The 23,143-nt window shown below is 72.3% G+C and carries 18 protein-coding genes, 2 pseudogenes and 2 riboswitches; of the genes and pseudogenes, 9 read left to right on the top strand and 11 right to left on the bottom strand.

What is annotated here, in order from left to right:
* Nucleotides 1-134: 134 nt before the first annotated feature.
* Nucleotides 135-271, bottom strand: a riboswitch (cobalamin riboswitch).
* A gap of 103 nt (nt 272-374) precedes the next feature.
* From CIK06_RS16185 to CIK06_RS16170, 4 genes are all read right to left on the bottom strand, one after another.
* Entirely contained in the window at nt 375-863 is a 489-nt protein-coding gene (locus CIK06_RS16185) for a hypothetical protein (RefSeq protein WP_095565520.1), read from the bottom strand.
* A gap of 66 nt (nt 864-929) precedes the next feature.
* Complete coding sequence (locus CIK06_RS16180; RefSeq protein ID WP_095565519.1) at nt 930-2,009, bottom strand: peptidase; 1,080 nt, start codon at nt 2,007-2,009, stop codon at nt 930-932.
* Nucleotides 2,010-2,121: 112 nt separating this feature from the next.
* Nucleotides 2,122-2,203: riboswitch (cobalamin riboswitch) on the bottom strand.
* Between the two features lie 105 nt (nt 2,204-2,308).
* Nucleotides 2,309-2,821 (bottom strand): GNAT family N-acetyltransferase, encoded by a 513-nt coding sequence (locus CIK06_RS16175; protein WP_095565518.1) that lies wholly within the window; start codon nt 2,819-2,821, stop codon nt 2,309-2,311.
* 105 nt (nt 2,822-2,926) lie between these two features.
* The gene (locus tag CIK06_RS16170; RefSeq protein ID WP_095567892.1) at nt 2,927-4,015 is read right to left on the bottom strand and encodes a hypothetical protein; all 1,089 of its coding nucleotides are present in this window, start codon (nt 4,013-4,015) and stop codon (nt 2,927-2,929) included.
* 528 nt (nt 4,016-4,543) lie between these two features.
* Here CIK06_RS16170 and CIK06_RS16165 point away from each other — a divergent pair.
* From CIK06_RS16165 to CIK06_RS32490, 3 genes are read left to right on the top strand one after another with little or no spacing between them, the layout of a single operon-like run.
* Nucleotides 4,544-5,149, top strand: a complete 606-nt coding sequence (locus tag CIK06_RS16165; protein WP_095565517.1) for a DUF4956 domain-containing protein — start codon at nt 4,544-4,546, stop codon at nt 5,147-5,149.
* Nucleotides 5,146-5,976 carry a polyphosphate polymerase domain-containing protein gene (locus CIK06_RS16160; protein ID WP_095565516.1) on the top strand — a complete coding sequence of 277 codons (831 nt, stop codon included), beginning with the start codon at nt 5,146-5,148 and terminating at the stop codon, nt 5,974-5,976. The genes CIK06_RS16165 and CIK06_RS16160 overlap by 4 nt, the downstream gene beginning before the upstream one ends.
* Nucleotides 5,967-8,111 carry a CotH kinase family protein gene (locus CIK06_RS32490; RefSeq protein ID WP_369915984.1) on the top strand — a complete coding sequence of 715 codons (2,145 nt, stop codon included), beginning with the start codon at nt 5,967-5,969 and terminating at the stop codon, nt 8,109-8,111. Before CIK06_RS16160 ends, CIK06_RS32490 begins: the two co-directional genes overlap by 10 nt.
* Nucleotides 8,112-8,227: 116 nt before the next feature.
* Here CIK06_RS32490 and CIK06_RS16150 read toward each other — a convergent pair whose 3' ends face one another.
* The 4 genes and pseudogenes from CIK06_RS16150 to CIK06_RS16135 all read right to left on the bottom strand — a co-directional run.
* Entirely contained in the window at nt 8,228-10,114 is a 1,887-nt protein-coding gene (locus tag CIK06_RS16150) for an ABC transporter ATP-binding protein (RefSeq protein WP_095567891.1), read from the bottom strand.
* A 207-nt stretch (nt 10,115-10,321) separates the two neighbouring features.
* Nucleotides 10,322-11,962 carry a cellulose-binding domain-containing protein gene (locus CIK06_RS16145; protein ID WP_095565514.1) on the bottom strand — a complete coding sequence of 547 codons (1,641 nt, stop codon included), beginning with the start codon at nt 11,960-11,962 and terminating at the stop codon, nt 10,322-10,324.
* A 304-nt stretch (nt 11,963-12,266) separates the two neighbouring features.
* Nucleotides 12,267-12,674 carry a hypothetical protein gene (locus tag CIK06_RS16140; protein WP_232533662.1) on the bottom strand — a complete coding sequence of 136 codons (408 nt, stop codon included), beginning with the start codon at nt 12,672-12,674 and terminating at the stop codon, nt 12,267-12,269.
* 150 nt (nt 12,675-12,824) lie between these two features.
* A pseudogene (locus CIK06_RS16135) lies at nt 12,825-14,852 on the bottom strand (catalase); the annotation flags it as partial.
* A gap of 150 nt (nt 14,853-15,002) precedes the next feature.
* Here CIK06_RS16135 and CIK06_RS16130 point away from each other — a divergent pair.
* The 3 genes and pseudogenes from CIK06_RS16130 to CIK06_RS30050 form a co-directional block, all read left to right on the top strand.
* A complete protein-coding gene (locus CIK06_RS16130; protein ID WP_232533661.1) occupies nt 15,003-15,482 on the top strand; it encodes an SRPBCC family protein in 480 nt (159 codons plus the stop codon).
* A 39-nt stretch (nt 15,483-15,521) separates the two neighbouring features.
* Nucleotides 15,522-16,619: a sodium:proton exchanger gene (locus tag CIK06_RS16125; protein ID WP_157756794.1), complete on the top strand. Its 1,098-nt coding sequence runs from the start codon at nt 15,522-15,524 to the stop codon at nt 16,617-16,619.
* Between the two features lie 137 nt (nt 16,620-16,756).
* Nucleotides 16,757-17,188, top strand: a pseudogene (locus tag CIK06_RS30050) (cellulose binding domain-containing protein); the annotation flags it as partial.
* Here the strand turns inward: CIK06_RS30050 and CIK06_RS31140 are convergent.
* Nucleotides 17,140-17,397, bottom strand: a complete 258-nt coding sequence (locus CIK06_RS31140; protein ID WP_232534401.1) for a hypothetical protein — start codon at nt 17,395-17,397, stop codon at nt 17,140-17,142. The pseudogene CIK06_RS30050 and the gene CIK06_RS31140 sit on opposite strands and share 49 nt — an antisense overlap.
* Here CIK06_RS31140 and CIK06_RS30045 point away from each other — a divergent pair.
* Nucleotides 17,384-18,298 carry an arabinan endo-1,5-alpha-L-arabinosidase gene (locus CIK06_RS30045; RefSeq protein ID WP_198348345.1) on the top strand — a complete coding sequence of 305 codons (915 nt, stop codon included), beginning with the start codon at nt 17,384-17,386 and terminating at the stop codon, nt 18,296-18,298. The genes CIK06_RS31140 and CIK06_RS30045 overlap by 14 nt on opposite strands.
* An 80-nt stretch (nt 18,299-18,378) precedes the next feature.
* Here the strand turns inward: CIK06_RS30045 and CIK06_RS16115 are convergent, their stop codons facing one another.
* Together CIK06_RS16115 and CIK06_RS16110 are read right to left on the bottom strand one after the other, a co-directional pair.
* The gene (locus tag CIK06_RS16115; protein ID WP_095567889.1) at nt 18,379-19,791 is read right to left on the bottom strand and encodes a glycoside hydrolase; all 1,413 of its coding nucleotides are present in this window, start codon (nt 19,789-19,791) and stop codon (nt 18,379-18,381) included.
* A gap of 313 nt (nt 19,792-20,104) precedes the next feature.
* Nucleotides 20,105-21,088, bottom strand: a complete 984-nt coding sequence (locus CIK06_RS16110; RefSeq protein WP_095565510.1) for an aldo/keto reductase — start codon at nt 21,086-21,088, stop codon at nt 20,105-20,107.
* A 175-nt stretch (nt 21,089-21,263) separates the two neighbouring features.
* On the opposite strand from CIK06_RS16110, the gene CIK06_RS16105 reads away from it, so the two are divergent.
* Nucleotides 21,264-22,088: an ABC transporter ATP-binding protein gene (locus CIK06_RS16105; protein ID WP_095565509.1), complete on the top strand. Its 825-nt coding sequence runs from the start codon at nt 21,264-21,266 to the stop codon at nt 22,086-22,088.
* Nucleotides 22,089-22,156: 68 nt separating this feature from the next.
* On the top strand, nt 22,157-23,140 hold the full coding sequence (locus CIK06_RS16100) for an ABC transporter substrate-binding protein (protein WP_095565508.1): 984 nt from the start codon (nt 22,157-22,159) through the stop codon (nt 23,138-23,140).
* Nucleotides 23,141-23,143: the final 3 nt, after the last annotated feature.

Here is a 23,143-nt window from a genome sequence, read left to right as displayed (position 1 = left end):
GTGGGGTGCCTTTCGCAGAGCGGTCGGTGGAAGCTCCGGAAAGCACCCGAGGACACGACACCCCGCTCGCGGATGCGGTGAGCGGGGTGGGGCGGGCCTCGGTGGCCCGGACTTCACCCTGTAGACCTCGACAGTGGAAGCCGCTCGTCCAGGGCGGGGCATTCCGGCTCGCGAGGGGTCCTCGCTCACGGTTGCGGGTCAGCGCCGGCTTCTACCGGCTTTCCCCCACCCGGGACGTATGCAGTTGTGGACCCGGCGCACCGGGTGCCGACACGGTACCGCCCGCACGTGCATCGACGCCAGAGCGGTCCGCCGGCCCCCGGCGCGCCGTCGGTCACACCGCGCGCGGATCGGTCACACCGCGCGCGGATCGGTCACGGTGCGGTGATGCTGGGCGCGGCACCGGCGCCGAAGGCCCAGCCCTCGACGCTGCCCGGCGCCGGGTTGTAACTGCTGGCCCCGGAGGAGCTGTACGACCAGGCGGCGCCGCTGCCGCTGGCGTGCCAGTACGACCAGTACGCGGTGGCCGGAGGGGTGTTCACGCACGGCTCGGTGGCCGAGGTGGGCTTGCCGTTGATCCGGCAGACGAAGGCCAGCCCCCATCGGGCGGTGCCGGTGACGGTGAAGCCGGCGGACTGCAGGGCCGCCAGGCCGGTGGCGGGGTCTCCCGGGGCGCAGCCGACCTGCACCCCGCCGCCGAGGGCGGCGAAGTCCACCACGACGGTGACTCCGGAGGTGCCGGTGCAGGCGGCGGCCTGCGCGGCCCGCGGCGCGGGTTCGACGGCGCTGACCGCGACCGCGGCGACGACCGCGGCCAGCAGGCCGGCGATCCGGCGGCGGGTGAGCGGGATGGCACGGAACATGGGTTCTCCTGTTCAGCGGGACGGGACGGGACGGACCGGACCCGGTCGGGCCGGCCGGCCGGTTGGTTACGGGCAGGTCCAGGCGGGCGCGCCGGTGCCGGCGCCGGTGGCGGACAGCCGGGCGTACCCGGTTCCGGCCAGGCCGAGCACGGCCTGGGTGGTGGCGCGCGGCGCGGTCGCCGGGTCGAAGCTGCCGCCGTCGAAGTCGACCGCTCCCCGGTCGGCGGGCGCGCCGGCGCAGCCGACCTGGAGCCCGGCCAGGTACGCGTGGGCCCGTGCCCAGGCCAGCAGCCGGCCACCGGAGCGCAGCGCCTGGGCGGCCAGGCCGGTGCTGTTGGCGTTCGGCGTGCCGTCGGCGTTGGTGAAGCCGCCGTCCGGGCGCTGCTCACCGGCCAGCCAGGACAGTCCGGCGAACGCGTCGGCGTACCGGTCGGCGGCCAGCAGCGCCTGCACCGCGACGGCGGTGGCGTCCACGTCCGGCGTGCAGACCGGCTGCGCGGGCAGCACCGGGTAGCCGCCGCCGGCGCATCGGGTGCCGGCCAGCCAGCCGGCCGCGGCCGGCGGTGCGCCCAGCGGGGTGCGGTCCAGGGCCAGGATCGCGAAGGACTGGCTGAACGCGTTGCTGTAGTCCCCCCACGCGGACCGGTCGGTGAACCGGCCCTCGGGCGAGGCCAGCGAGCGGAGCCGGTCGATCAGGTCCACCCCGCCCACGTCGGTCGGGTCGCCGCCGCGTACCTGCACGGCGAGGGCGAGCTTGGCGGTGGCCCCGGCGTACGCCTCGGTGGTGCCGTCGCCGAGGTAGCCGTCGCGGATGTCCGGTCGGGACACCCAGGCCAGCGCCTGAGCGCCGAAGTCGTCGGCGACCCCGGCCGCGGCGAAGGCGAACACGGCGTCCAGGGTCAACCCCTGGTCCGGGTACGCGACGCCGTCGAAGACGGCCTCGAAGCGTTCCCCGTCGACGAGCTGGCGGGCCAGCCAGCCCGCGGCGGCGGCCGGCCGGTTGACGCCGGTCAGCGACGTCCCGGCCGGTGCGGCCGACGAGGCCGACGCGAGTGGGGCGGCCGATGCGGGTGGGGCGAGCAGGAGGGCGGCGAGTACACCGCAGAGCAGGGCGAGCAGGTGGTGCCGGCTCGGGCGGACGACCATCGGACGCGCCTTTCCGGCCCGGTGGTCAGCAGAACCCAGGCACCCGCAGGCCGGGAGCCGGGACTCCGACCCGTGGGCCACGACGGGTGGGGAGCGGATTCGCGCCTACGCCGGGTATTCGGGCTCGCCGTGGGGTGGTGCACCCCGACGGCCTACCGTTGCGGGCCAGCGCCGGACTTCGACCGGACTTCCCCCGCACGTGTGCGCGTTGTGGAGTTGTCGCGACAGTCTGAGCGGCGGTGACCACAGATGTCAATCCGGTCACCCGCGGTGACCCCGGCGGCGCGGGCGACGGCGGGTCAGAGTTTGACCCAGTACCGGCGGGCCGGACCGAGCCCGGTGTCCCGGACGTCGGCCAGGACGCCGCCGTGGTGCTCGATGGTGCGCGCCGAGGCCACGTTGTCGGGCGCGCACATGATCAGTACGCGGTCCAGGCCGACCAGGCGCGCCTCGTCGAGCATCCGCCCCAGCGCCCAACTTGCCAGCCCGCGCCGGCGCGCGGACGGCCGCACGCCGTACCCGAGGTGACCCATCGGCGGGGTCGCGCCGTCGAACTCGTACCGGAACACGATGCCGCCGAGCACCCGGTCGTCCTCGACGATCCACCGGTACAGGTGTGCGGCGCCGGCCGGCCAGGCGGGGTCCGCCGCGGCGGTCAGCCGGGTGACCCAGGCGGCGAAGCCGGCCGGCGAGTTCACCTCGTCGGAGGACCACAGCCCGAACCCGTCCTCGTGCAGCCCGGCGCCCCACTCCCGATGCGCCTCGATCCAGGCGGCGTGCAGGCGGACGGTGGGAACGATCAGTTCGGGCATGCGCCGACCGTAGTCGTCGAACGCCGTACCGTCACCCGGGGGTGCCCGGCTCGCGGCGCGCCGGCGACCCCCGCCGCCGTACCGGCGGCGGGGGCCGGCCTCGGGTCAGACGCTGGCGGCGAACGCCACGCTGAAGTCGCTGTTCAGCGGCGTGCCGGAATTGCTGAAGCAGGACACCGGCAGCAGCGCGTCGCTGCCGGACTGTGCCCACAGGATCTGGATGGTGCAGTAGCCGGGACCGTCGCCGATCGCGGTCAGTTGGGCGGTGGTGCTCCTCACGTGCAGGGCCGGGAACTTGACCGTGTAGATGCCGGATCCCGACGGGCCGAACGAGTTGGCGCCGACGCCGAGCGGATAGGAGTAGTTCGTCGCGCCGCCGAACGGCGTGGCGAGGTAGCCGAAGTACTTCGGCGGGGCGAACGAGGCGTAGACCGAGCGCTCGCGGTGGAAGGACACGGTGAAGTCGCCGCTGGCCGGCGCCCCGGTGGCCGGGTCGTGGCAGGCGACGTAGACCAGCACGTCGGCGGCGGAGGTGACCCAGCGCAGGATCTTGCAGCGGCTGGGCAGCGCGTTCGGCTGCTGGGCGGTCACCTGTACGTTGCCGGCCATCGCCCCGGACGGGTCGCCGACGCCGGCGAAGCGTACGCCGTAGATGCCCAGCGCGAGGCCGGAGACGCTGACCGGGGCGCCGGTCGAGTTGTACGACTGGGCGAGGCTGCCGGAGAGCACCTGCGCCGAGGCGTACCCGCCGGCGCCGGCCGGCAGGATGCCCGAGCTGGCGGTCCAGAGCACCGTGAACGGGGTGTCGGCCGGCACGCCGCCGGCCTTGAAGCACTGCACGTCGACGATCTCGTCGACGCCGGAGCCGTACCAGCGGACCAGTTCGCAGAACCGGCCGTCCCGGGCGACGGCCGTGACGTGGGCGTTGCCGCGGGCACCGAGCGCGATGCCGGGGAAGCGCACCAGGAACCGGCCGGTGCCGATCTTGCCACCGGTGGCCACCGGGCCGGGAGCCCAGCTGCCGTACTGGTAGGTGGTCGGTAGCGGGGTCCAGGGCAGCGCGGCGGGGTTGTTGACGTACGCGAACCCGAACTGGTCCGCGGTGGCCGCCGAGGCCGGCGGGCCGGGGATCGACAGCGCCGCGGTCAACGAGGCGAGGACGGCGACACCGAGGTGGCGGAGGCGAAGAAGCATCGGCACTCCCATCAAATAGATGGACATCTATTTATACTGTGGCGCCTGCCGTTCGCTGCCGCAATCGGCTGATCCGCAACACCTTTCCCGCGATATGAAACGTGCCCAGTTCCACCATAGACCGTCCGCAAGCACTCCAACACGATCCGTATGCGCGATGGGGACGAATTCGCCGCGGTCCGTGGCGGTGGGGATGCCGGTGGCCGCGGGTGGCGGCGATGGATCACCCGACGACGGGAATCGAAACTTTCGGATCGAGGCCGATCCGACCGGCCGGCACCCGCATGGCCCGCCCCGATTGGTTCGCGATGCGTACTCCCGTGCTGCTGGTCGGCCTACGGAGCCGCCGGCGTCCGTTCGGAAGACACTGAAACTTATTGACGTTTACCGATTGGACGGGTTAGCGTCTCGAAATAGTTCCCGAAAATTTATCGGAAGTTACGGGAGTGGTCGGCTGCGCGCCGCCGTCCGCCAGGGGCGGCGGGCGCCGCCGTCCCCGCCGGTGTCCAGCCAGGAGGAACGCACGAGATGCCCAAGCTCGTCCTGTTCGCGATCGACATCTGCGCCGTGGTGCTGCTCGTCTTCGGGCTGTACTTCCCGCGTCACCGCCGTCGCGACCTCGTGGTGGCCTACCTGGGGGTCAACATCGGCGTGCTGGCGGTGGCGAGCGCGCTCAGCGCCAGCAACGCCGGCGCCGGCCTCGGGATGGGGATGGCGCTGTTCGGCGTGCTGTCGATCATCCGCCTCCGGTCCACGGAACTCGACCAGAACGAGGTCGCCTACTACTTCTCGGCGCTGGCCATGGGCATCCTCGGCGCGCTGCCCACCAGCTCGATCTGGCTCAACGCCGGGATGATGGCGCTGATCCTCGTGGTGATGTTCGTCGGCGACCACCGCCGGATGCTCCGGCGCTACCGGCACCAGATCCTGATGCTCGACTCGGCCATCACCGACCACCTGGCGCTCGTCGCCCACCTGGAGCAACTGCTCAACGCCCGGGTGCACGACGTCATCGTGCAGCGGCTCGACCTGGTCAACGAGACCACCCTGGTCGACGTCCGGTACTCGCTGACCGACACCCGGCCGGCGGGCGCCGCCGGCCTCGTCTCCAGCTACGCCGGAGCGCCGCGATGACCCCGCCCTGGATCGCCGGACCGCTGGCCGCGCTGCCGCCCGTCGGGCTCGCCGAGCTGGTCGACCGCGCCGCCCTGCAGACCAGGGTGGACCGCAAGTACCTCGTCCCGGTGGACGGCCTGGCCGACCTGCTCGAACAGCTCGTCCCGGTCGCCCGGGTGCTGGACATCGACGGGGAGCGGGTCTTCCGGTACGAGTCGGTGTACTTCGACACGCCGCTGCTGGTCAGCTACCACACCGCCGCGTACCGCCGGCGGCGGCGCTTCAAGCTGCGCACCCGCACCTACGTGGACTCCGCCGAGTGCTGGCTGGAGGTCAAGATCAGCGGGGCGCGGGGGAGCATCACCAAGCACCGGCTGCCCTACCACCCGCAGGACCGGGAGACGGTACGCCCCGGCCGCGGCTTCGTCGACGCCGCGCTGCGGCGCGAGTCGATCTGCCCCGAGCCCGGCAGCCCGCTGGAACCGGTGCTGGTCACCCGGTACCGCCGGGCCACGCTCCTGCTGCCCGCGACCGCCAGCCGGATCACCATCGACACCGACCTGACCTGGCAGGACGGGAACAGCACGCTGTCGCTGCCCGGCCTCGCCGTGGTCGAGACGAAGACCAGCGCCGCAGCCTCGCCGGTCGACCGCATCCTGTGGCGCCGCGGTGCGCGGCCGTCCCGCATCTCCAAGTACGCCACCGGACTGGCCGCGCTGCGTCCGGACCTGCCCGACGCGCCGTGGCGGCGCACCCTGCGCCGGCACTTCCACGACCCCGCCCCAGCGGTGGACCCGGCCCCGGCGCCCATCCGTCGAACCGAACAGGAGGCATCGTGCGTTTAACCATCCGCAGGACCGGCGGTGCGTCGGCGCCGTTGCGCGCCGCCGCGCTCGCCGCCGCCGCGCTCGCCGCCGCCGCGGTGCTGCTCGCCGGGCTGCTGGCCCCGTCCGCCCCGTCCGCGGGCGCGGAACGCAGCCCCGACTCCGCCGAGCGCCCCGCGGCCGGCCCGGCGCTGGGCACCTCGGCCGCCGACGCGGCGGCCGCGGCGGCCGCCGCCGACGACCTGACCGGCGACATCGTCTTCTCGGTGCCCAGCGGCACCTTCCAGGCACAGGTGTCGGTCTCGCTGAGCACCACGGTCAGCGGCGCGCAGATCCGCTACACCACCGACGGGAAGCTGCCCACCGCGCAGTCCACCCTCTACTCCGGGACGCCGTTGCAGTTCACCCGCAGCACGCAGTTGCGGGCGCAGGCGTACGTGGGCCAGACGGCCTCCGGGGCGCCGGGCACCGCCATGTACGTCTCCCGCGCCGCCAGCCTCACCACCCACGACCTGCCGGTGGTGCTCATCGACTCGTACGGCGCCGGCAAGCCCGCCCGCGACTACTTCGACTCCGCCACGATGATCTTCCAGCCCGGTACCGGCGGCACCACGTCGCTGGCCGCCGCCCCGACGGTCGCCACCCGGGCCGGCTTCAAGCTGCGCGGGCAGTCCTCGGCGACCTTCGAGAAGACGCCGTACCGGGTCGAGTTCCGGGACAACGACAACGACGACGCCGACTACCCGGTGCTCGGCATGCCCGCCGACTCCGACTGGGTGCTGCGCGGCCCGTACCCGGACAAGTCCCTGATCCGGGAGGCCCTCGTCTACGACCTCGGCCGGGAGATGGGCATCCCGGCGCCGCGGTACGCGTTCGCCGAGTTCTACCTCAACACCGACGGCAGCTCGGTCGGCTCCGAGGACTACATGGGCGTCTACATGATCGTCGAGACGATCAAGAACTCGAAGAACCGCCTCGACCTCAAGCAGTTGCACTCCGACGACGTCACCCTGCCGAAGCTCACCGGCGGGTACATCTGGAAGTTCGAGTGGATGGCGGCCGAGGAGCCCACGCTGCCCTGCACCGGATCCAGCAGCACCTGCTGGAACTACCTGGAGGTGGTCGACCCGTCGCCGTTGCAGTCGGCACAGAAGGACTGGCTGCGCACCTACATCCAACAGTTCCACGACGCGCTGCACGGGCCCAACTTCGCCGATCCGACCACCGGCTACCGCGCGTACATCGACGTCGGCTCGTTCGTCGACCAGATGATCATCTACGAGCTGAGCCGGAACATGGACGCCTACGTCCGCAGCGCCTACTTCTACAAGGACCGCGACACCAAGATCTTCGCCGGTCCACTCTGGGACTACGACCTCACCTTCGGGGTCGGCGGGTTCTTCCAGAACGACCAGACCGCCGGCTGGCAGTACCAGCAGACCCGGCAGCCGCTGGCCAACGACTGGTTCAACCGGCTGATGCAGGACCCGGCCTTCGTCAACGACGTCCGGCTGCGCTGGCAGTCGCTGCGCCGCGGGATCCTGTCCGACAGCTCGCTGCGGTCCCGGGTCAGCGCCCTCACCGCGCCGCTGAACAACGCCGCGCAGCGCAACTTCCAGCGCTGGCCCAACCTGACCACGCCGATGATCGGCTACTTCTACACGCCGACCGCGCCCACCTGGCAGGGGCAGGTCCAGGCCATGCAGGACTGGATGCTGCGCCGGGCGGCCTGGCTGGACTCGACCTCCGGCTGGGGCGGTGCCACCACCACGCCGCCGCCCACGACGGCGCCGCCGACCACCCCGCCGACGACGGCGCCACCGACCACCCCGCCGACGACCACCCCGCCGGGCGGCGCCGGCTGCACCGCCAGCTACTCGATCACCAGCCAGTGGACCGGCGGCTTCCAGGCCGAGGTACGGATCACCGCCGGTAGCGCGGCGATCCACGGCTGGACGGTGACCTGGACCCTGCCCAGCGGCCAGTCGATCACGCAGTCCTGGAACGCCACCGTCAGCACCCAGGGCAGCACCGTCACCGCCCGCAACGTCGACTACAACGGCAACCTCGCCGCGGGCGCCAGCACCGCCTTCGGGTTCCTCGGCGCGGCCACCGGCACACCCGGCACACCCGCCGTGACCTGCGCGGCAAGCTGAGACGGCCGGCGGGCTGTCGGGAGACCCGCTCGGTTTCCCGACAGCCCGCCTCGCCTTTGGCCCGCTCTGCCTCGGCCGGCTCGACCTCGGCCCGCCTCGCCTCGGCCCGCCTCGCCTCAGCCCGCGGCGACGGGGTCCGGATCCACCCCGAGGAACCCGCCGGACTGCCGGGACCAGAGCGCGGCGTACAGGCCGTCCCGGGCCAGCAGGTCCCGGTGGCTGCCCTGCTCGACGATCCGGCCCGCGTCCAGCACCACGATCCGGTCCATCCGGGCGATCGTCGAGAGCCGGTGCGCGATGGCGATGACCGTACGCCCGGCGAGCATCTCGTCCAGCGTCTCGTGTACGGCCGCCTCGACCTCGGAGTCCAGGGCGGAGGTCGCCTCGTCCAGGATGAGCAGCGGCGCGTCCTTGTGGAACGCCCGGGCCAGCGCGATCCGCTGCCGCTGTCCGCCGGAGAGCGTCACGCCCCGCTCGCCGACGTGCGCGTCGTACCCCTGCCGGCCCTGCGCGTCGCGGAGCCCGGCGATGAAGCCGTCGGCCGCGGCCCGGCGCGCCGCGGTCCGTACCGCGGCGTCGTCCGCCGCCGGATCCGCGGCGGCGGACGCGTCGTCGTCGTCCGAGCGGCCCGGCGCGATGTTGTCCCGGACCGACCGGTGCAGCAGCATCGTGTCCTGCGTGACCACGGCGACCTGCCGGCGCAGGCTCTCCTGGGTGACCCCGGTGATGTCCTGGCCGTCGATCTCGATCGTGCCCGCCTCCGGCTCGTGGAACCTGAGCACCAGGTTGACCAGGGTGGACTTGCCGGCGCCGGACCGGCCGACCAGTCCGACGCGCTCGCCGGGCGCGACGTCCAGCGACACCCCGGCCAGGCCGCCGCCGCCCGGTCGACCGTAGTGGTGCCGCACGTCGGTGAGGGTGATCCGCCCGCCGCGCACGACGAGGGCATCGGCACCCGGCCGGTCGGCCACGGCCAGCGGCTGGGCGATCGTGCCCAGCGCGCGGCGCAGCGCACCGAGCGAGCCGAACAGCCCGGACACGCCGTCCAGCAGCCACTCGGCCATCGCGGTGATCCGGAAGCTGAGCGCGATCGCCGCCGCGATCAGACCCAGCGGCGCGGCGCCGGAACGCCACAGCACGATGCCGTACCCGATGAGACCGACCATCAGCAGCCCGCTGAGCGCCATCATGCTGGAGTTGATGGTCACCTCGACCCGCTGCACGTCCAGGTGGGCGCGGCGGGCGGCGGCCACGATCCGCCGGTCGCCACGGTCCTCCCGGTCCCGGTCGGCGAAGAGCGCCAGCGTGTCGATGTTGGCGTAGGCGTCCACCAGCAGGCCGGTCAGCGCCGCCTCCGCGGCCTGCAACCGGTCGGCGGCGTTCCGGTACCGGCCCACCAGCCGCACCATGAGCACCGCGTACAGCCCGAGCCAGCCGGCCAGCGGCAGCACCAGGTGCGGGTCGATCGAGGCCAGCAGGCCGATCGAACCCAGCACGTACGCGGTGACGAAGGCGATCGAGTGGATGAGGTTGTAGCCGGCGCCGGTGGCCGCGTCGGCGCCGTCCCGGACGTAGCCGGCGACCCGGCCGCTGAGATCGTTGCGGAACCAGCCGACCGACTGGCGCGACACGTAGCGGTGCATCCGCCACAGCGCGAGGGTGCGCGCGTTCGGGCGGAACGCGATGTCGTCGAGGCCCTCGCCGAGGAACTGGACCAGCGGTCGCCCGATGAGGACGAGCAGGGCGGCGGCCACCAGTCCGGTGCCGTGGGACTGCCAGAGCCGCTCCGGCGAGGTGGCGGCGAGGGTGTCGACCAGGCGGCCGGCGTACCCGATCAGCCACACCTCGATGCCGGCGCCGACGGCGGTGAGCGCCAGGCTCGCGGCGATCACGCCGCGCAGCGGCCGGAACTCCCGGAACAGGAAGGCGACCGGGCCGGCCGGCGGGGTGCTCAGGTCGGGCTGATCAAACGGATCGACGGGGTTTTCGAGCAGGCGGAACAACCAACGCAACAAGGATGCCCTCCGGGGCGCGCGGCGGGAGATCGGACGGGGTCGGCGACGTGCCTGCGGTCCTCATCGCTGGATCTCCTGCCTCTCCTCGGCGCTGCGTGGGCGGGGGAAGCGTATCGGCCGGCCCCGATTCCGGCATCCGATTTACCGGCCGCCGGTGCCGGGCGGCCACCACCGTGGCCGCCCGGCACCGGAACCCTAGAGGCTGACCACCCGGCCGCCGAGGGTCACCACGAGGTGCCCGTCGCTGGCGAACGACCAGGCCAGGGTGCCGGAGTACGCGGAACACCGGGACCCGTTCGAGCCGGTCCAGAACTGGTTGGAGCTGTCCGCGTCGCCGACGGTCTTGTCGTTGGACCCGCCGCTGCTGAACCGGCACGAGGTGTTGCTCCGGAACACCGAGGTCCCGGCGTCGAACGAGAAGTTCCGCTCGCTGTTGTCGATGCTGAGGTTGTTCGAGATCGACATCGTGCCCGGGTTGCGGTTGTAGGTGAACCCGTGGTGGCCGTTGTGGTACGCGATGTTGCGCCGGATGGTGTGGCTCACCGCGATGTCCTCGCCGCCGAGCTTGAAGCCGTTGCGGTCGCCGTTGGCGTTCACCGTGCCGTCGGTGAGCGTGCCGTTGTTGTACGACAGCGAGTCCTCGATGGTCACCGGGCCGATGGCTCCGGTGTCGGTCTTGGTGTAGAGGTCCCAGCCGTCGTCGATGTTGTTGTGCGACACGGTGTACCGGAAGACGTTGCCCGGTCCGGCGGTGAGCTTCGCGGCGAAGCCGTCGGCGTCCTCGCCGTCGGAGTCGGCGTTGTCGTGCGACTCCGAACTGAGCACGAGGTTGTTGGCCGGCCACTGGCTGGTCGGGGTGTCCGAGGAGATCCGCGAGATCTGCAACCCCGAGTCGTGGTTGAAGCGGGTCACCGTGCGTTCGATGATGTTGTTGCTGCCGCCCACGAAGATGCCGTTGTCGCCGGCCCGCTCGACGACGAGGCCGTAGAGGTGCCAGTAGGACCCGTTCAGCGCGAGCCCCCGGTTGGCGGAGTCCTCGGCCATCGCCGAGAAGTTCAGCACCGGGGTCTCGCCCGGGTAGGCGGACAGGTTCTTGCGGGCGCTGGCCGTACCGTCGTTGCCCGGCGCGATGGTCACCGTCTGGGACAGGCTGTACGTCCCGCCGCGCAGGTAGATCGTGCCACCGGCCGCGACCCGGGTGATGGCCGCGGCCACCGTGGTCGGGTTGGACATCGTTCCGGCCGCGCTCGCGGTGCCGGTCGGTGCGGCATAGATCGTGTCGCTCGGTGCCGCCGTGGTGGGCGCCGCCGTGGTCGGTGCCGCGGTGGTCGGTGCGGCGGTGGTCGGCGCGGCCGTGGTGGGTGCCGCGGTGGTCGGCGCGGCGGTGGTGGGTGCGGCCGTGGTCGGGGTGACCCCGCCGGTGCAGGCCACGCCGTTGACCGCGAAGCTGGCCGGCACCGGGTTGCTGCTGTTGTTCCAGGTGCCGTTGAAGCCGAACGTGGTGGTGGCGTTCGTGCCGAGGCCGCCGTTCCAGCTCACGTTCGAGGCCTGCACGGCGCTGCCGCTCTGGCTGAACGTGGCGTTCCAGCCCTGGGCGACGGTCTGGCCGGCGCCGAACGACCAGGTGAGCGTCCAGGCGGTGAGCGGATCGCCCAGGTTGGTCAGGTCGATGTTCGCGGTGAAGCCGCCGGGCCACTGCGAGGCCACCGTGTAGTCGACCCGGCAACCGGCCGCCGCCTGCGCGGCGTTGGCGGTGACCACGACGCCGGCCGCGGCGAGGGCCACCGCAGCGACCGAAAGGATCCGCAGCGACCTGCGGCGCTGTCGGTAGATCATGTCCTTCTCCTGTGGGGTTGGTCTGTCCGGCCCACCAGGAGTCCGACATCGGTGCCCTGCCGATGTCGCGGGGGGCCGTCCGTCTGCCCGGACGCCCGGCGTGGCCGGGGTCCCTCGCGTCGTACCGGCTCCGTCCGCGCGAGCAGGGCTGATGAACCGGGGGAGCGCGTGGCCCGCCCGGGAATGACGCCGGCCGTCCCCGTTGGTGCTGCGCGGCGCGGCGGAAAGCGCTTTCTAGCGTAGAGACGTGCCTCTATGCAGTCAACCGGTCCGGCCGGTGGCCGGACCGGCGTCGGCGCCGGGCTCAGCCGTCCGGGGTGAACAGGCCCTGGATGCCGACGATGATGGCGATGACGCCGAAGATCGCGAGCAGCAGCCGCGCCCCGGCGACGGCCCCGCCGCTGGACGGGCCGCCCGCCGTCCGCGCGTCCGTGTCCGGCGCCGCCCGTCCGGTCAGCCGGTCCCACAGCAGGGCGATCCCGACCCCGATGCCCACCACCTCGAAGTGGAAGACCTGCGGCCCGGAGATCAGGTGCACGATCAGGTAGTAGCCGCCGGTGACCAGCGCCACGATCCCGACCAGCCAGCCGAACGCCCCGATCCGCTCGGCGATCCGGCGCAGGTCGTCACCGGCCCGGGGGATGAGGCTCAGCAGGGCGATCGCGAGCAGGAAGCCGCCAACGATGTTGGCGAGGTCGAGCAACAGGGCCATGATCACGGTGGGCTGCCTTTCGCTGGTTCGGGGGACGAGGCGACCGGCGTCGATCGAGAGCGTACTGAAGCCCGGGGCCGGCCGCAGGCCAGCCCCGGGCGATGCCGGCCGGCCGGGCGGTGGTGGGCGGCCGTGCGCAGCGGAACGCGGTCAGGCGACCACGGTGGGGAACCGGCTCCAGACCCGGTGCGCGGCCAGCAGCCGCTGCACCTCGGCGAGAACGTCCGGGCCGGATCCGCCGGTCACCACGCCGGCGGCGCCGGTCAGCTCGGCCCGCTCCAGTACGCGGACCCCGGCCCCCCAGGCGCCGATGACCTTGGCGTGCCGCCAGCTCTCCTGCACCAGCAACTGCACGCGCGGGTCGACGAGGTCGGCGTCGGCCGCCCCCGCCCGGGCGTCCCGGGCCGGCAGCGCGTCCGGCGCCGGCGCGGGCGCCCCGGCCAGCAGCAGCGCGTCCAACTCGACCGAGCGGCCGGTGGCGAAGGTCCGCTGGATCGGCAGGTCACCCGCCGTACCCCCGTGCGCGGCGATCAGCAGCGGCACCATGCCGGCGGCGGAGACCGCGGCCCGGACCGGGCCGACCCCGTCGAGGTCCTCGTCGGCGTCGACGACGATCCCGATGACCCGGCCGTCCACCGGCCACTGCCGACCGAGCTGGGACAGCGCGGGACTGGGCTCGACGTCCGCGAGCGGCACGCCCGGCTCCGGCGCGGGCAGGCCGAGGCCCGCGGCGACCTGCGCGCAGAGCACCGGGTCGACGTTGGCCAGGCAGCGCAGCTGGCGCTCCTTGATCGCCTGGTGCCGGCACTTGCCCAGCTCGAAGGTGTACGCCCGGATGATGTGCTCCCGCTCCACCGCCGACATGCTCGACCAGAACAGGCGTACCTGGCTGAAGTGGTCGTCGAAGGACGCGGGGTTGCCGCGCGCCTTGGGCGCCTCGGCGACCGTCACCGGCACGTCGAGGAAGGCGTGCTCGGCGTCCCCGGCCGGCAACGGGCTGTCCCCGTCCAGCGAGTTGGGCCGGTACGGCGCGACGCCGGCGTGCACCGCGTCCTGGTGGAAACCGTCCCGCAGCATGTCGTTGACCGGGGCGTGCGCGCGGTTGATCGGGATCTGCGCGAAGTTCGGCCCACCCAGCCGGGTCAGCTGGGTGTCCACGTACGAGAAGAGCCGGCCCTGCAACAGCGGGTCGTTCGTCACGTCGATGCCCGGCACCAGGTTGCCCAGGTGGAAGGCGACCTGTTCGGTCTCGGCGAAGAAGTTCGTGGGCACCCGGTTCAGCACCAGGCTGCCCACCGGCCGCACCGGTGCCAGTTCCTCCGGCACGAGCTTCGTCGGGTCGAGCAGGTCGATTCCCGCGAAGGTCTGCTCGGGGGTGTCCGGGAGGACCTGGAGACCCAGCTCCCACCGCGGGTACGCGCCCGCCTCGATCGCGTCGTAGAGGTCGCGCCGGTGGAAGTCCGGATCCAGCCCGCCGAGCAGCTGCGCCTCCTCCCAGGTCAGGGAGTGCACGCCCAGCGCCGGCTTCCAGTGGAACTTCACCAGCGCCGTGGCCCCGGCCGCGTCCACCAGCCGGAACGTGTGCACACCGAAGCCCTCCATGGTCCGGTACGAGCGCGGGATGCCCCGGTCGGACATGTTCCACATGGTGTGGTGCTGGGCCTCGGTGTGCAGCGAGACGAAGTCCCAGAAGGTGTCGTGGGCGCTCTGCGCCTGCGGGATCTCCCGGTCCGGGTGCGGCTTCGCGGCGTGGATGATGTCCGGGAACTTGATCGCGTCCTGGATGAAGAAGACCGGCATGTTGTTGCCGACCAGGTCGAAGGTGCCCTCGTCGGTGTAGAACTTGGTGGCGAAGCCGCGGGTGTCCCGGACGGTGTCGGCCGACCCGCGGGAACCCAGCACGGTGGAGAAGCGGACGAAGACCGGGGTCTGCACCCCGGCGCGCAGGAAGCCGGCCCGGGTGAGCTCCTCGGCGGCGCCGTACCCGGTGAAGAGGCCGTGCGCCCCGGCGCCGCGGGCGTGCACGACCCGCTCGGGGATGCGCTCGTGGTCGAAGTGGGTGATCTTCTCCCGGAGGTGATGGTCCTGGAGCAGGGTCGGACCGCGCGGCCCGGCCTTGAGCGAATGGTCCGTGTCGCGCAGCCTGGCCCCCTGCGAGGTGGTCAGGTACGCGTCCTGCTCGGCCCTGCTGGTGTCCATCGAGGTACCTCTTCACGTGCTCGGTAGGTGATCGGGCGGTTACCGCCGTACCCGGGCATGACCGCGCAAAACACCCGGCGGGCCGGCCGCGGGCGGCGCGGCCGCGGCACCGGATGCCAGGATGTGCGGGTGGCCGAGCTGCGGAATCCGCCGATCGCGTTCGAGACGGTGTGTGTGGTCCCGGCGGCGCCCCCGCGGGTGTACCGGCACCTGGCCGACCCGTACAGCTACGTGGGGTTGTCGCCGCTGGTCGTGGCGGTCCGTGCGGTGCGCACCGAGCAGGCCGCGGACACCGGCGCGACGGTGACCGGGTACACCGCCGTCGAGCGGTTCCGGCTGGTCGGACCGGTGCGGTGGGACAACCCGATCCGGGTCCGGATGGTCGCCACCCGACCGGACGAGCAACTGGTCAGCGAGGTGCACAGCCCCGGTCGGGTACGGCTGCGCGCGGTGCTGGACCTGTCCGCCGTGCCGGAGGGCACCCGGGTCCGGGAACGGATCACCGCCACCGCCCCGGCGCTGCTGCGGCGGTTCGTGGCCGACCAGGCGCGGCGGGCCGCGGCGTACCGGGCGGCCGAGCTGGCCCGTCGGATGGCCGTCAGCGGTTAGCCCGGGGCGGCCCGCGTTGGGCATAGTGTGATCGTGCAGATGAGGAATTCTCAGACGGCCGGCCGCCGGCTGGGGCCTCTGGTGGATCTGCTGCTGTGGTGCGCGACCCTGCTCGCCGCGCTGCTGGCCGCGCTCGCCGAGTACGCCGAGGTCTCCCCGATCCTGCGCTTCCTCGGCACGCTCGGCGCCATCACCCTCGCCTCGGTGGTGCTCGGCCGCTCGATCGACCAGCTCGGCGGGCGGATGCGCCCGGCGGCCATCGGCACCTTCCAGGCCGTGGTCGGCAACCTGCCCGAACTCATCATCGGCATCTTCGCGCTGCGCGCCGGGCTGACCGCCGTGGTGCAGGCGGCGTTGATCGGCTCGGTGCTCAACATGCTGCTGCTGGGCAACGGGCTGGCCTTCCTCGCCGGCGGCCTGCGGCACGGTTCGATGACCATCGACGGCGGCCGCGCACAGGTCAGCCGGGTGATGCTGGTGCTGCTGATGTCCACCCTGATCACCCCGGCGATCGCGGTGAACCTGGGTACGCCGGCGGCCCGGCACACCAACACCGTCTCGTACGTGGTGGCCGTCGCCCTGCTCGCGGTGTTCGTGGTGTCGCTGCCCTTCCGGCTCGGCAAGGACGCCGACGCGCCACCGGTGCACAACGGGACCGGCGAGGCCCGGCCGGGCACCTGGCCGCTGCGCCGCGTGCTCGCGCTGACCACCGTGGCCGGGCTGCTGATCGCCGTCGAGGCGGACTGGCTGACCGGCACCCTGTCGCCGGCGGTCGAGGCGATGGGCCTCAACGACGCCTTCGTCGGGCTGTTCCTGGTGGCCACCGTCGGCAACCTGTCGCAGCTGGTCCCGGCCGTCCAGCTCAGCCTGCGCGGGGACGCCGACACCGCGGCGGCGATCACCATGGAGGGCGCGTTGCAGGTGGCGTTGCTGCTCGCCCCGGTGCTGACCCTGCTGGCGCCGCTGGTCGGAGCCGGTGCGTTCACCCTGATCTTTCCGCCGTTGCAGATCGTGGCCGTGATCGTCGCGGCCCTGCTCGTCGTCTTCGTGACGATCGACAGCAAGGTCAACCACCTGGAGGGGCTGACCCTGTTCGTCCTCTACATCGTGCTCGCCTCGCTGTTCTGGTGGGGCTGATCCCGCAGCGGCTCCGGCGGTCGGTCCCGCCCGGTCCCGGCGGCTCGGTAAAGATTCTGTTGCGCCCGGTACACATCCCGGAAACCTTGACGGTGTTGTTGCCCCCGTGGTGTTATCGCCAACATCTACAAACGTAGATGCATTTGTCTTTCTGGTGGGGGCGCGCTCCCGAGGTGACCCCGCCGGCATGCGGCGAGTCATGGGAGAGGCGCATGTTTGGATCAAGGACCGGTGGCGTGGGCCGCCGGATCGCGTTGGCGGGCGGTGCGGCGACCGCACTGGTCGTCAGCGCCACGTTGGCGGTGAGTGCGCAGGCCGCGACCGCTGGTTGCCGGGTGGACTACGCGGTGACCAACCAGTGGTCGGGCGGGTTCGGCGCGAGCGTCGCGGTGACCAACCTCGGCGACCCGATCAACGGCTGGCGAGTGGAGTGGAACTTCACGGCCGGGCAGACGGTCACCCAGCTGTGGAACGGTGACTTCAGTCAGTCGGGCAGCCATGTGAGCGTGAACAATGCGAGCTACAACGGGAGCCTGCCGACGAACGGTTCGGCGAGCTTCGGGTTCAACGGCTCCTGGACCGGGTCGAACCCGGCGCCGGCCAGCTTCACGCTGAACGGGGTGGCCTGCACCGGAGCGCCGGTCACCGGCAGCCCGACGGCGAGCCCGTCGAGCAGCCCGTCGAGCAGCCCGTCGAGCAGCCCGTCGAGCAGCCCGACGGCGAGTCCGTCCGCCAGCCCGTCGAGCAGCCCGTCCGCCAGCCCGGTGCCGACCGGCACCCCCACCGTGCCGCCGTCCAGCTACCCGAACCCGGGCGCGGTCTCCGGAGCCACCGGCACGCACGATCCGTCGATCGTCAAGACCCCGTCCGGGACGTACATCGTCGCGCAGACCGGAAACAACATCCCGCTGACGACCTCGACGGACCGCACGGCCTTCCGGGCCGCGGGCACCGTGTTCCCGAACGGCGCCTCCTGGACGACCGCGTACACCGGCGGCAGCAGCAACCTGTGGGCGCCGGACATCTCGTACCACAATGGTCGCTACTACCTGTACTACTCGGCGTCCACGTTCGGCTCGAACCACTCGGCGATCTTCCTGGCCACCAGCACCACCGGCGCGTCCGGATCCTGGACCAACCAGGGTCTGGTCATCGAGTCGGCGACCAGCGACAACTTCAACGCCATCGACCCGAACCTGATCGTCGACGACTCCGGCCGGTGGTGGCTGAACTTCGGCTCGTTCTGGTCCGGCATCAAGCAGGTGGCGCTGGACCCGTCCACCGGTAAGCGGTCCGACACGACGATCCGCAGCATCGCCGGGCGCAACGGCGGCGCCATCGAGGCGCCGTTCATGTTCAAGCACGGCTCGTACTACTACCTGTGGGTCTCGTTCGACCTGTGCTGCCAGGGCGCCTCCAGCACGTACCGGATCATGGTGGGCCGCTCGACGAGCCCGAACGGTCCGTTCGTGGACCGCAACGGCACCGCGATGACCTCCAGCGGTGGCACCCAGGTGCTCGCCGGCCACGGCAGCATCCACGGCCCCGGCCACGAGGCGGTGATGTCGGACACCGACGCCGAGGTGCTGGTCTACCACTACTACGCCAACAGCGGTGCCTCGTACCTCGGCATCAACCTGCTCGGCTACGACTCCGCGGGCTGGCCGTTCGTCTACTGAGCACCGTCCACGACGACGCTCGGCAACCCGAGTCCCGGAACGGCCCGCGCGGATCCGCGCGGGCCGTTCCGGCGGTGTCGTCAGCCGCGGCCGGGGTGCGTGCCGACCAGCGTGGTCAGCGAGCGCGGCGCCAGGGTGACGCTCGGGTGCGGGCCGTGGCCCGAGACCACGCCCGCGACCTGCTCCAACCGGTGCGTCGCGTCGGTGACGTACGCCGTCGGGTGCACCAGGTCGATGCTGGCGGTCACGGCCGCGTCCGAGGTGTTGATGATCTCGACGACCTGGGTCCCGTCCGCGTTGCGGTAGGCCGACACCTCCAGGCCCTCCTGCGCGGTGTCCACACCGATCCGCACGGCGCCCGGCCGGATGAACCGGCTGTACGCGGCGAACGCGTAGAGCCGGGAGGACACCCGGTAGGCGTCGTTGGCGTCGTCGATCTGCACCAGGGCGGCGGTCGCGCCCCGGGAGGAGCCGAGCCAGTAGAGGAACGCGCTGGCGTCGGCCAGGGCGAGCGTGTCGTGGATCCGCTGGGCCAGGGCGATGCCGTCGGTGCCCTTGCCGCTGTCCCACTCCTCGTTCCAGCCGTCCGAGGTGCTCGACGGCGCCCACTCCGACATCCAGGTGGGAGCCGTGGTCGACAGCGGCTGGTCCGACGGGCTCGCGTAGCCGTGCCCGGTGAGCAGCGACAGGTACCGGCGGGCCGCCGGGTCGGACTCGATGGCCTGCGCGTACGCGTCCGACTGCTGCCAACCGAAGGAGTCGCAGCAGGCCACGCGCAGCCCGTCCCGCCGGGCGATGGGACCGATGACCGTGAGGAACTCGGCGGCCTGCTCGGGGGTGAACCGCATCGAGGCGTACGACGCGGTCCAGTCCGGCTCGTTGGTGAAGCCGATGTCCTGGATCCGGATCCCCTCCTGCCGGTAGAACCGGGCGTACTGCACGAGGTAGCGCGCGTACGCCTCGCGCCAGTCGCCGCTGGCGCAGCTGACACCGGTCAGGCCGCAGAGCGAGCCGCCGTTGGTGTCGGTGCCGTTGTCCTTCATGTAGCCCGGGGCGCTCCAGGCGTCGGCGTAGAAGCGGTGGATCCCGCGCCGCTGTGCCTCCTTGGCGTACCACACCTGGCCGCCGTCCCAGCCGTCCCAGGTGTAGTTCGGGGTGGCCGTCGGCCCGCCCGGATCGGTCGGCTGGATGGACAGCATCTTGTCGTACTCGGTGCTCGCCGAGGAGCCGATGCCGAGCCGCAGGATGCTCGGGGCCGCACCGGCGCGGCGGTCCAGGAGCAGGTCCAGGACCTCCGCCTGCCTGTCCGCGGACAGGTTGTGCACCAGCGAGGCCCGCTGGAAGGCGATGGAGTAGCCGAAGCCGTCGATCGGCTGGTGCGTCTGCGCCGGCTTGAGATCGATGTCGGGGTGCGGCGGACCGGCCTGCGCCGGTGTCACCGCCAGGGCGGTCGTGACCACGATGGCGGTGACCAGGGTGGGCAAGCGAAGCACGGAACTCTCCTTGGCGGGCTCGCGGTGGTGCCGCGGGGTCCGGCAGTTCGCAGCGCGCGATGGCATTCCGTCCGGTCTGCCGGAAGGCACCGATGCGAATCGATGGAAGCCGACAGGACCGTATCGGAAAAAGTATCGAAACCTCAACATCCGTCGTTGCGTCCCGAGGGCGCCGATCGGAGCGCCACGGCACGGTTTGCCGGACGAACCCGGGGATCGAAAGTTTCGAAAACCCGCGGCCGAAGTCGCGGGGCGCCGGCCGGTGCACAACGGCACCGGCTGTCGGACGCCCCGCGGCTTCGGCGCGGTGCGGTCAGTGCGCCGCGTCGAGTCGGGCGCGTTGCTCGGCGGTCAGCTCCAGGTCCACCGCGGCCAGGCTCTCGTCGAGCTGTGCCACGGAGGACGCGCCGACCAGGGGGATGGTGGGCAGGTCCCCGCCGAGCAGCCAGGCGAGCACCACCTGGTTGACCGTCGCACCGGTCTGCGCGGCGACCTCCCGCAGCGCGGCCAGCCGCGCCGGGGCGCTGGGCAGGTCGTACCCCGGCCCCAGCCGCTCGGGCCGGACGTACCCGCCCTTCAACAGCGGCGAGTACGCGACCAGGCTGAGCCGCGGCTCGGCCCGCAGGTAGCTGACCAGGTCCGGGCCGGCCCAGCCGACGTCGCCGTCCGGATCCAACTCGGTGGGCACGTCGATGCGGCCGGGCAGGTAGCTGCGGTGGTACTGGAGCACCTCGTACCCGGGCAGCCCGGCGGCCGCGGCGATGGCGCGGGCGCGCTCCACCCGCCACGCGCGGTGGTTGCTCGCCCCGAGCAGCCCCACGGTGCCCTCGGCGACCAGGTCGGCGAAGCCCGCCACGGTCTCCTGCAGCGGCACCGTCCGGTCCTCGATGTGCGCGTACAGCAGGTCGAGCCGGTCCATCCCGAGCCGTTCCCGGCTGCGCTCGGCCGACTCGCGGATGACCTTCGCCGACAGGCCCTCGGGGTTGTCCACGTAGCTGGTTCCGGGGGCGAGGGGCCGGGCGCCGAGCTTCGTGGCGATGACCAGCCCGGCGCTCCCGCCGCGGTTGCGCAGCCAGCGGCCGAGCAGTTCCTCGCTCTCGCCGCCCTGGCCGCCGTTCTGCCAGAACGCGTAGTTGTCCGAGGTGTCGATGAAGGTGCCGCCGGCCGCCACGTACCGGTCGAGGATGGCGTACGAGGTGGCCTCGTCGGTGGCGGTGCCGAAGAGCATCGCGCCGAGGCTGAGCACGCTGACCTGGCGCTGGGTGGCCGGGTCGGCGCCGATGGTGCGGTATCGCATGGCTTCTCCCGTGAGGTGTGCGTCGAACGTCGGCCACTCTCGACCCTGGAGCGCGCTCCAGGTCAAGCCGGTTGTCGTGCGACCGCGGACGCACCCGTCCGGCCGGCGGTTTCCGCTGGTGCGGGGCGTGGGCCGGCTTGACATCCACCGCGAAGGTTAGGTTAGCCTAACCGACATGACTGGTGGGGCTGGCCGCGCCGACGGGCTGCGTGGAGTTGACCTGCGGCTCGGTTACCACGGCGCGACCGTGGTGCACGACGCCGCGATCACGTTGCGGTCCGGCACGATCACCGCGCTGGTCGGGCCGAACGGCAGCGGCAAGTCGACCCTGCTGCGCGGGCTGGCCCGGCTGCACCCACTGGACAGCGGCGAGGCGCTGTTCGCCGACGGCACGCCGGCCCGCGCGCTGTCAGCCCGGGAATTCGCCCGCCGGGTCACCCTGCTGGCCCAGAGCCGGCCCACCCCGTCCGGGGTCACCGTCCGGGACGTCGTCGGCTACGGGCGGCACCCGTACCGGGGCCGGTGGCGGGCCAACGACCCGCAGGGTCCGGAGGTTGTCGACCGGGCCATGGCCACCACGGGCGTGGCGGCCATGGCCGACCGGCCGGTCGACGAACTCTCCGGCGGCGAGTCGCAGCGGGTCTGGCTGGCCACCTGCCTGGCCCAGGACACCGCCGTGCTGCTGCTGGACGAACCGACCACGTTCCTCGACCTGAGATACCAGGTCGAGGTGCTGGACCTGATGCGTGACCTCGCCGACCTGCACGCGGTGGCGGTCGGGGTCGTGCTGCACGACCTCAACCAGGCCGCGGCCGTTGCCGACGAGGTCGTCCTGCTGCACTCCGGACGGGTCCGGGCGGCCGGTGTGCCGTCCGAGGTCCTCACCGAGCACACCCTCACCGACACGTACGGGATCCGCATCGAGGTGACGGTCGACCCGGCGACCGGACTGCTGTCCACCCGACCCGTCGGGCGGCACCTGACCCGGGTCACCGTCTGAGCCGCGACCGTCGCCGGACCGGATCCACCACCATCCCCTCAACCATCTCGGGAACAGAAGAGAAATCGATGCTGCGTAACCGCCTGACCGTCCTGGCCGTCGCCGCCGCGCTCCTGCTCGGCGGCTGCGGCACCACCGAAACCCCGGCGGCCGGGCCGTCCGGCTCCGCCGCCGCGACCACCGGCCCGGTCACCGTCACCGACGGCCGCGGGCAGACCGTCACGCTGGACACCCCGGCCACCAGGGTTGTCGGGCTGGAGTGGGGCGAGGTCGAGATGCTCGTCAGCCTCGGCGTGATGCCGGTCGGCGTCGCCGACCCGGCGGGATACGCCACCTGGGTCACCGCCGCCCCGCTGGACAAGGGCGTGAAGGACGTCGGCACCCGCGGCGAGCCGAGCGTCGACTCCATCGTCGCCCTCCAACCCGACCTCGTGGTGATGGAGGCCGAGCGCGGTTCCGCACTCGTCGCCCAGTTGGAGAAGTACGTCCCGGTGATCGTGGCCGAGGGCAGCGACGCCTCGGACAACATCGGCCGGATGCGGTCGGACCTCAACATGATCGCCACCGCCACCGGCCGCACCGAACAGGCGCGCCAGCTCCTCAGCGACCTCGACGGCGCGATCGCCGACGGCAAGCAGAAGATCGCCGCGGCCGGGGCGGCCGGCCGGCAGTTCGCCATCGCCGACGGCTGGAAGGAGGGCAGCACCGTCTCGATCCGGATGTTCGGCCAGGGCGCGCTCGTCTCCCAACTGGGCATCCAGCTCGGCCTGACGAACGCCTGGACCGGCAAGGTCGACCAGACGTGGGGGCTCGGCCAGACCGACGTCGAAGGGCTGACCGCGCTCAAGGGCCAGGACCTGCACTTCTTCTACAACGCCTCGGACGGGGAGGACGTCTTCGCCGACGGGCTGGCCGGCAACGCGATCTGGAAGTCGCTGCCGTTCGTGCAGCAGCAGAAGCTGCACCGGATGCCCGACGGCATCTGGACCTTCGGCGGTCCGCTCTCCGCACAGCAGTACCTTGACCAGCTCGTGAAGGTCTACGGGGCTTGAGCC

Origin of the sequence: Plantactinospora sp. KBS50, from assembly GCF_002285795.1 — a bacterium.
GTDB lineage: Bacteria > Actinomycetota > Actinomycetes > Mycobacteriales > Micromonosporaceae > KBS50.
The sequence above is the reverse complement of the archived record's forward strand: the minus strand, read 5'-3'. Positions and strand labels throughout refer to the sequence as shown.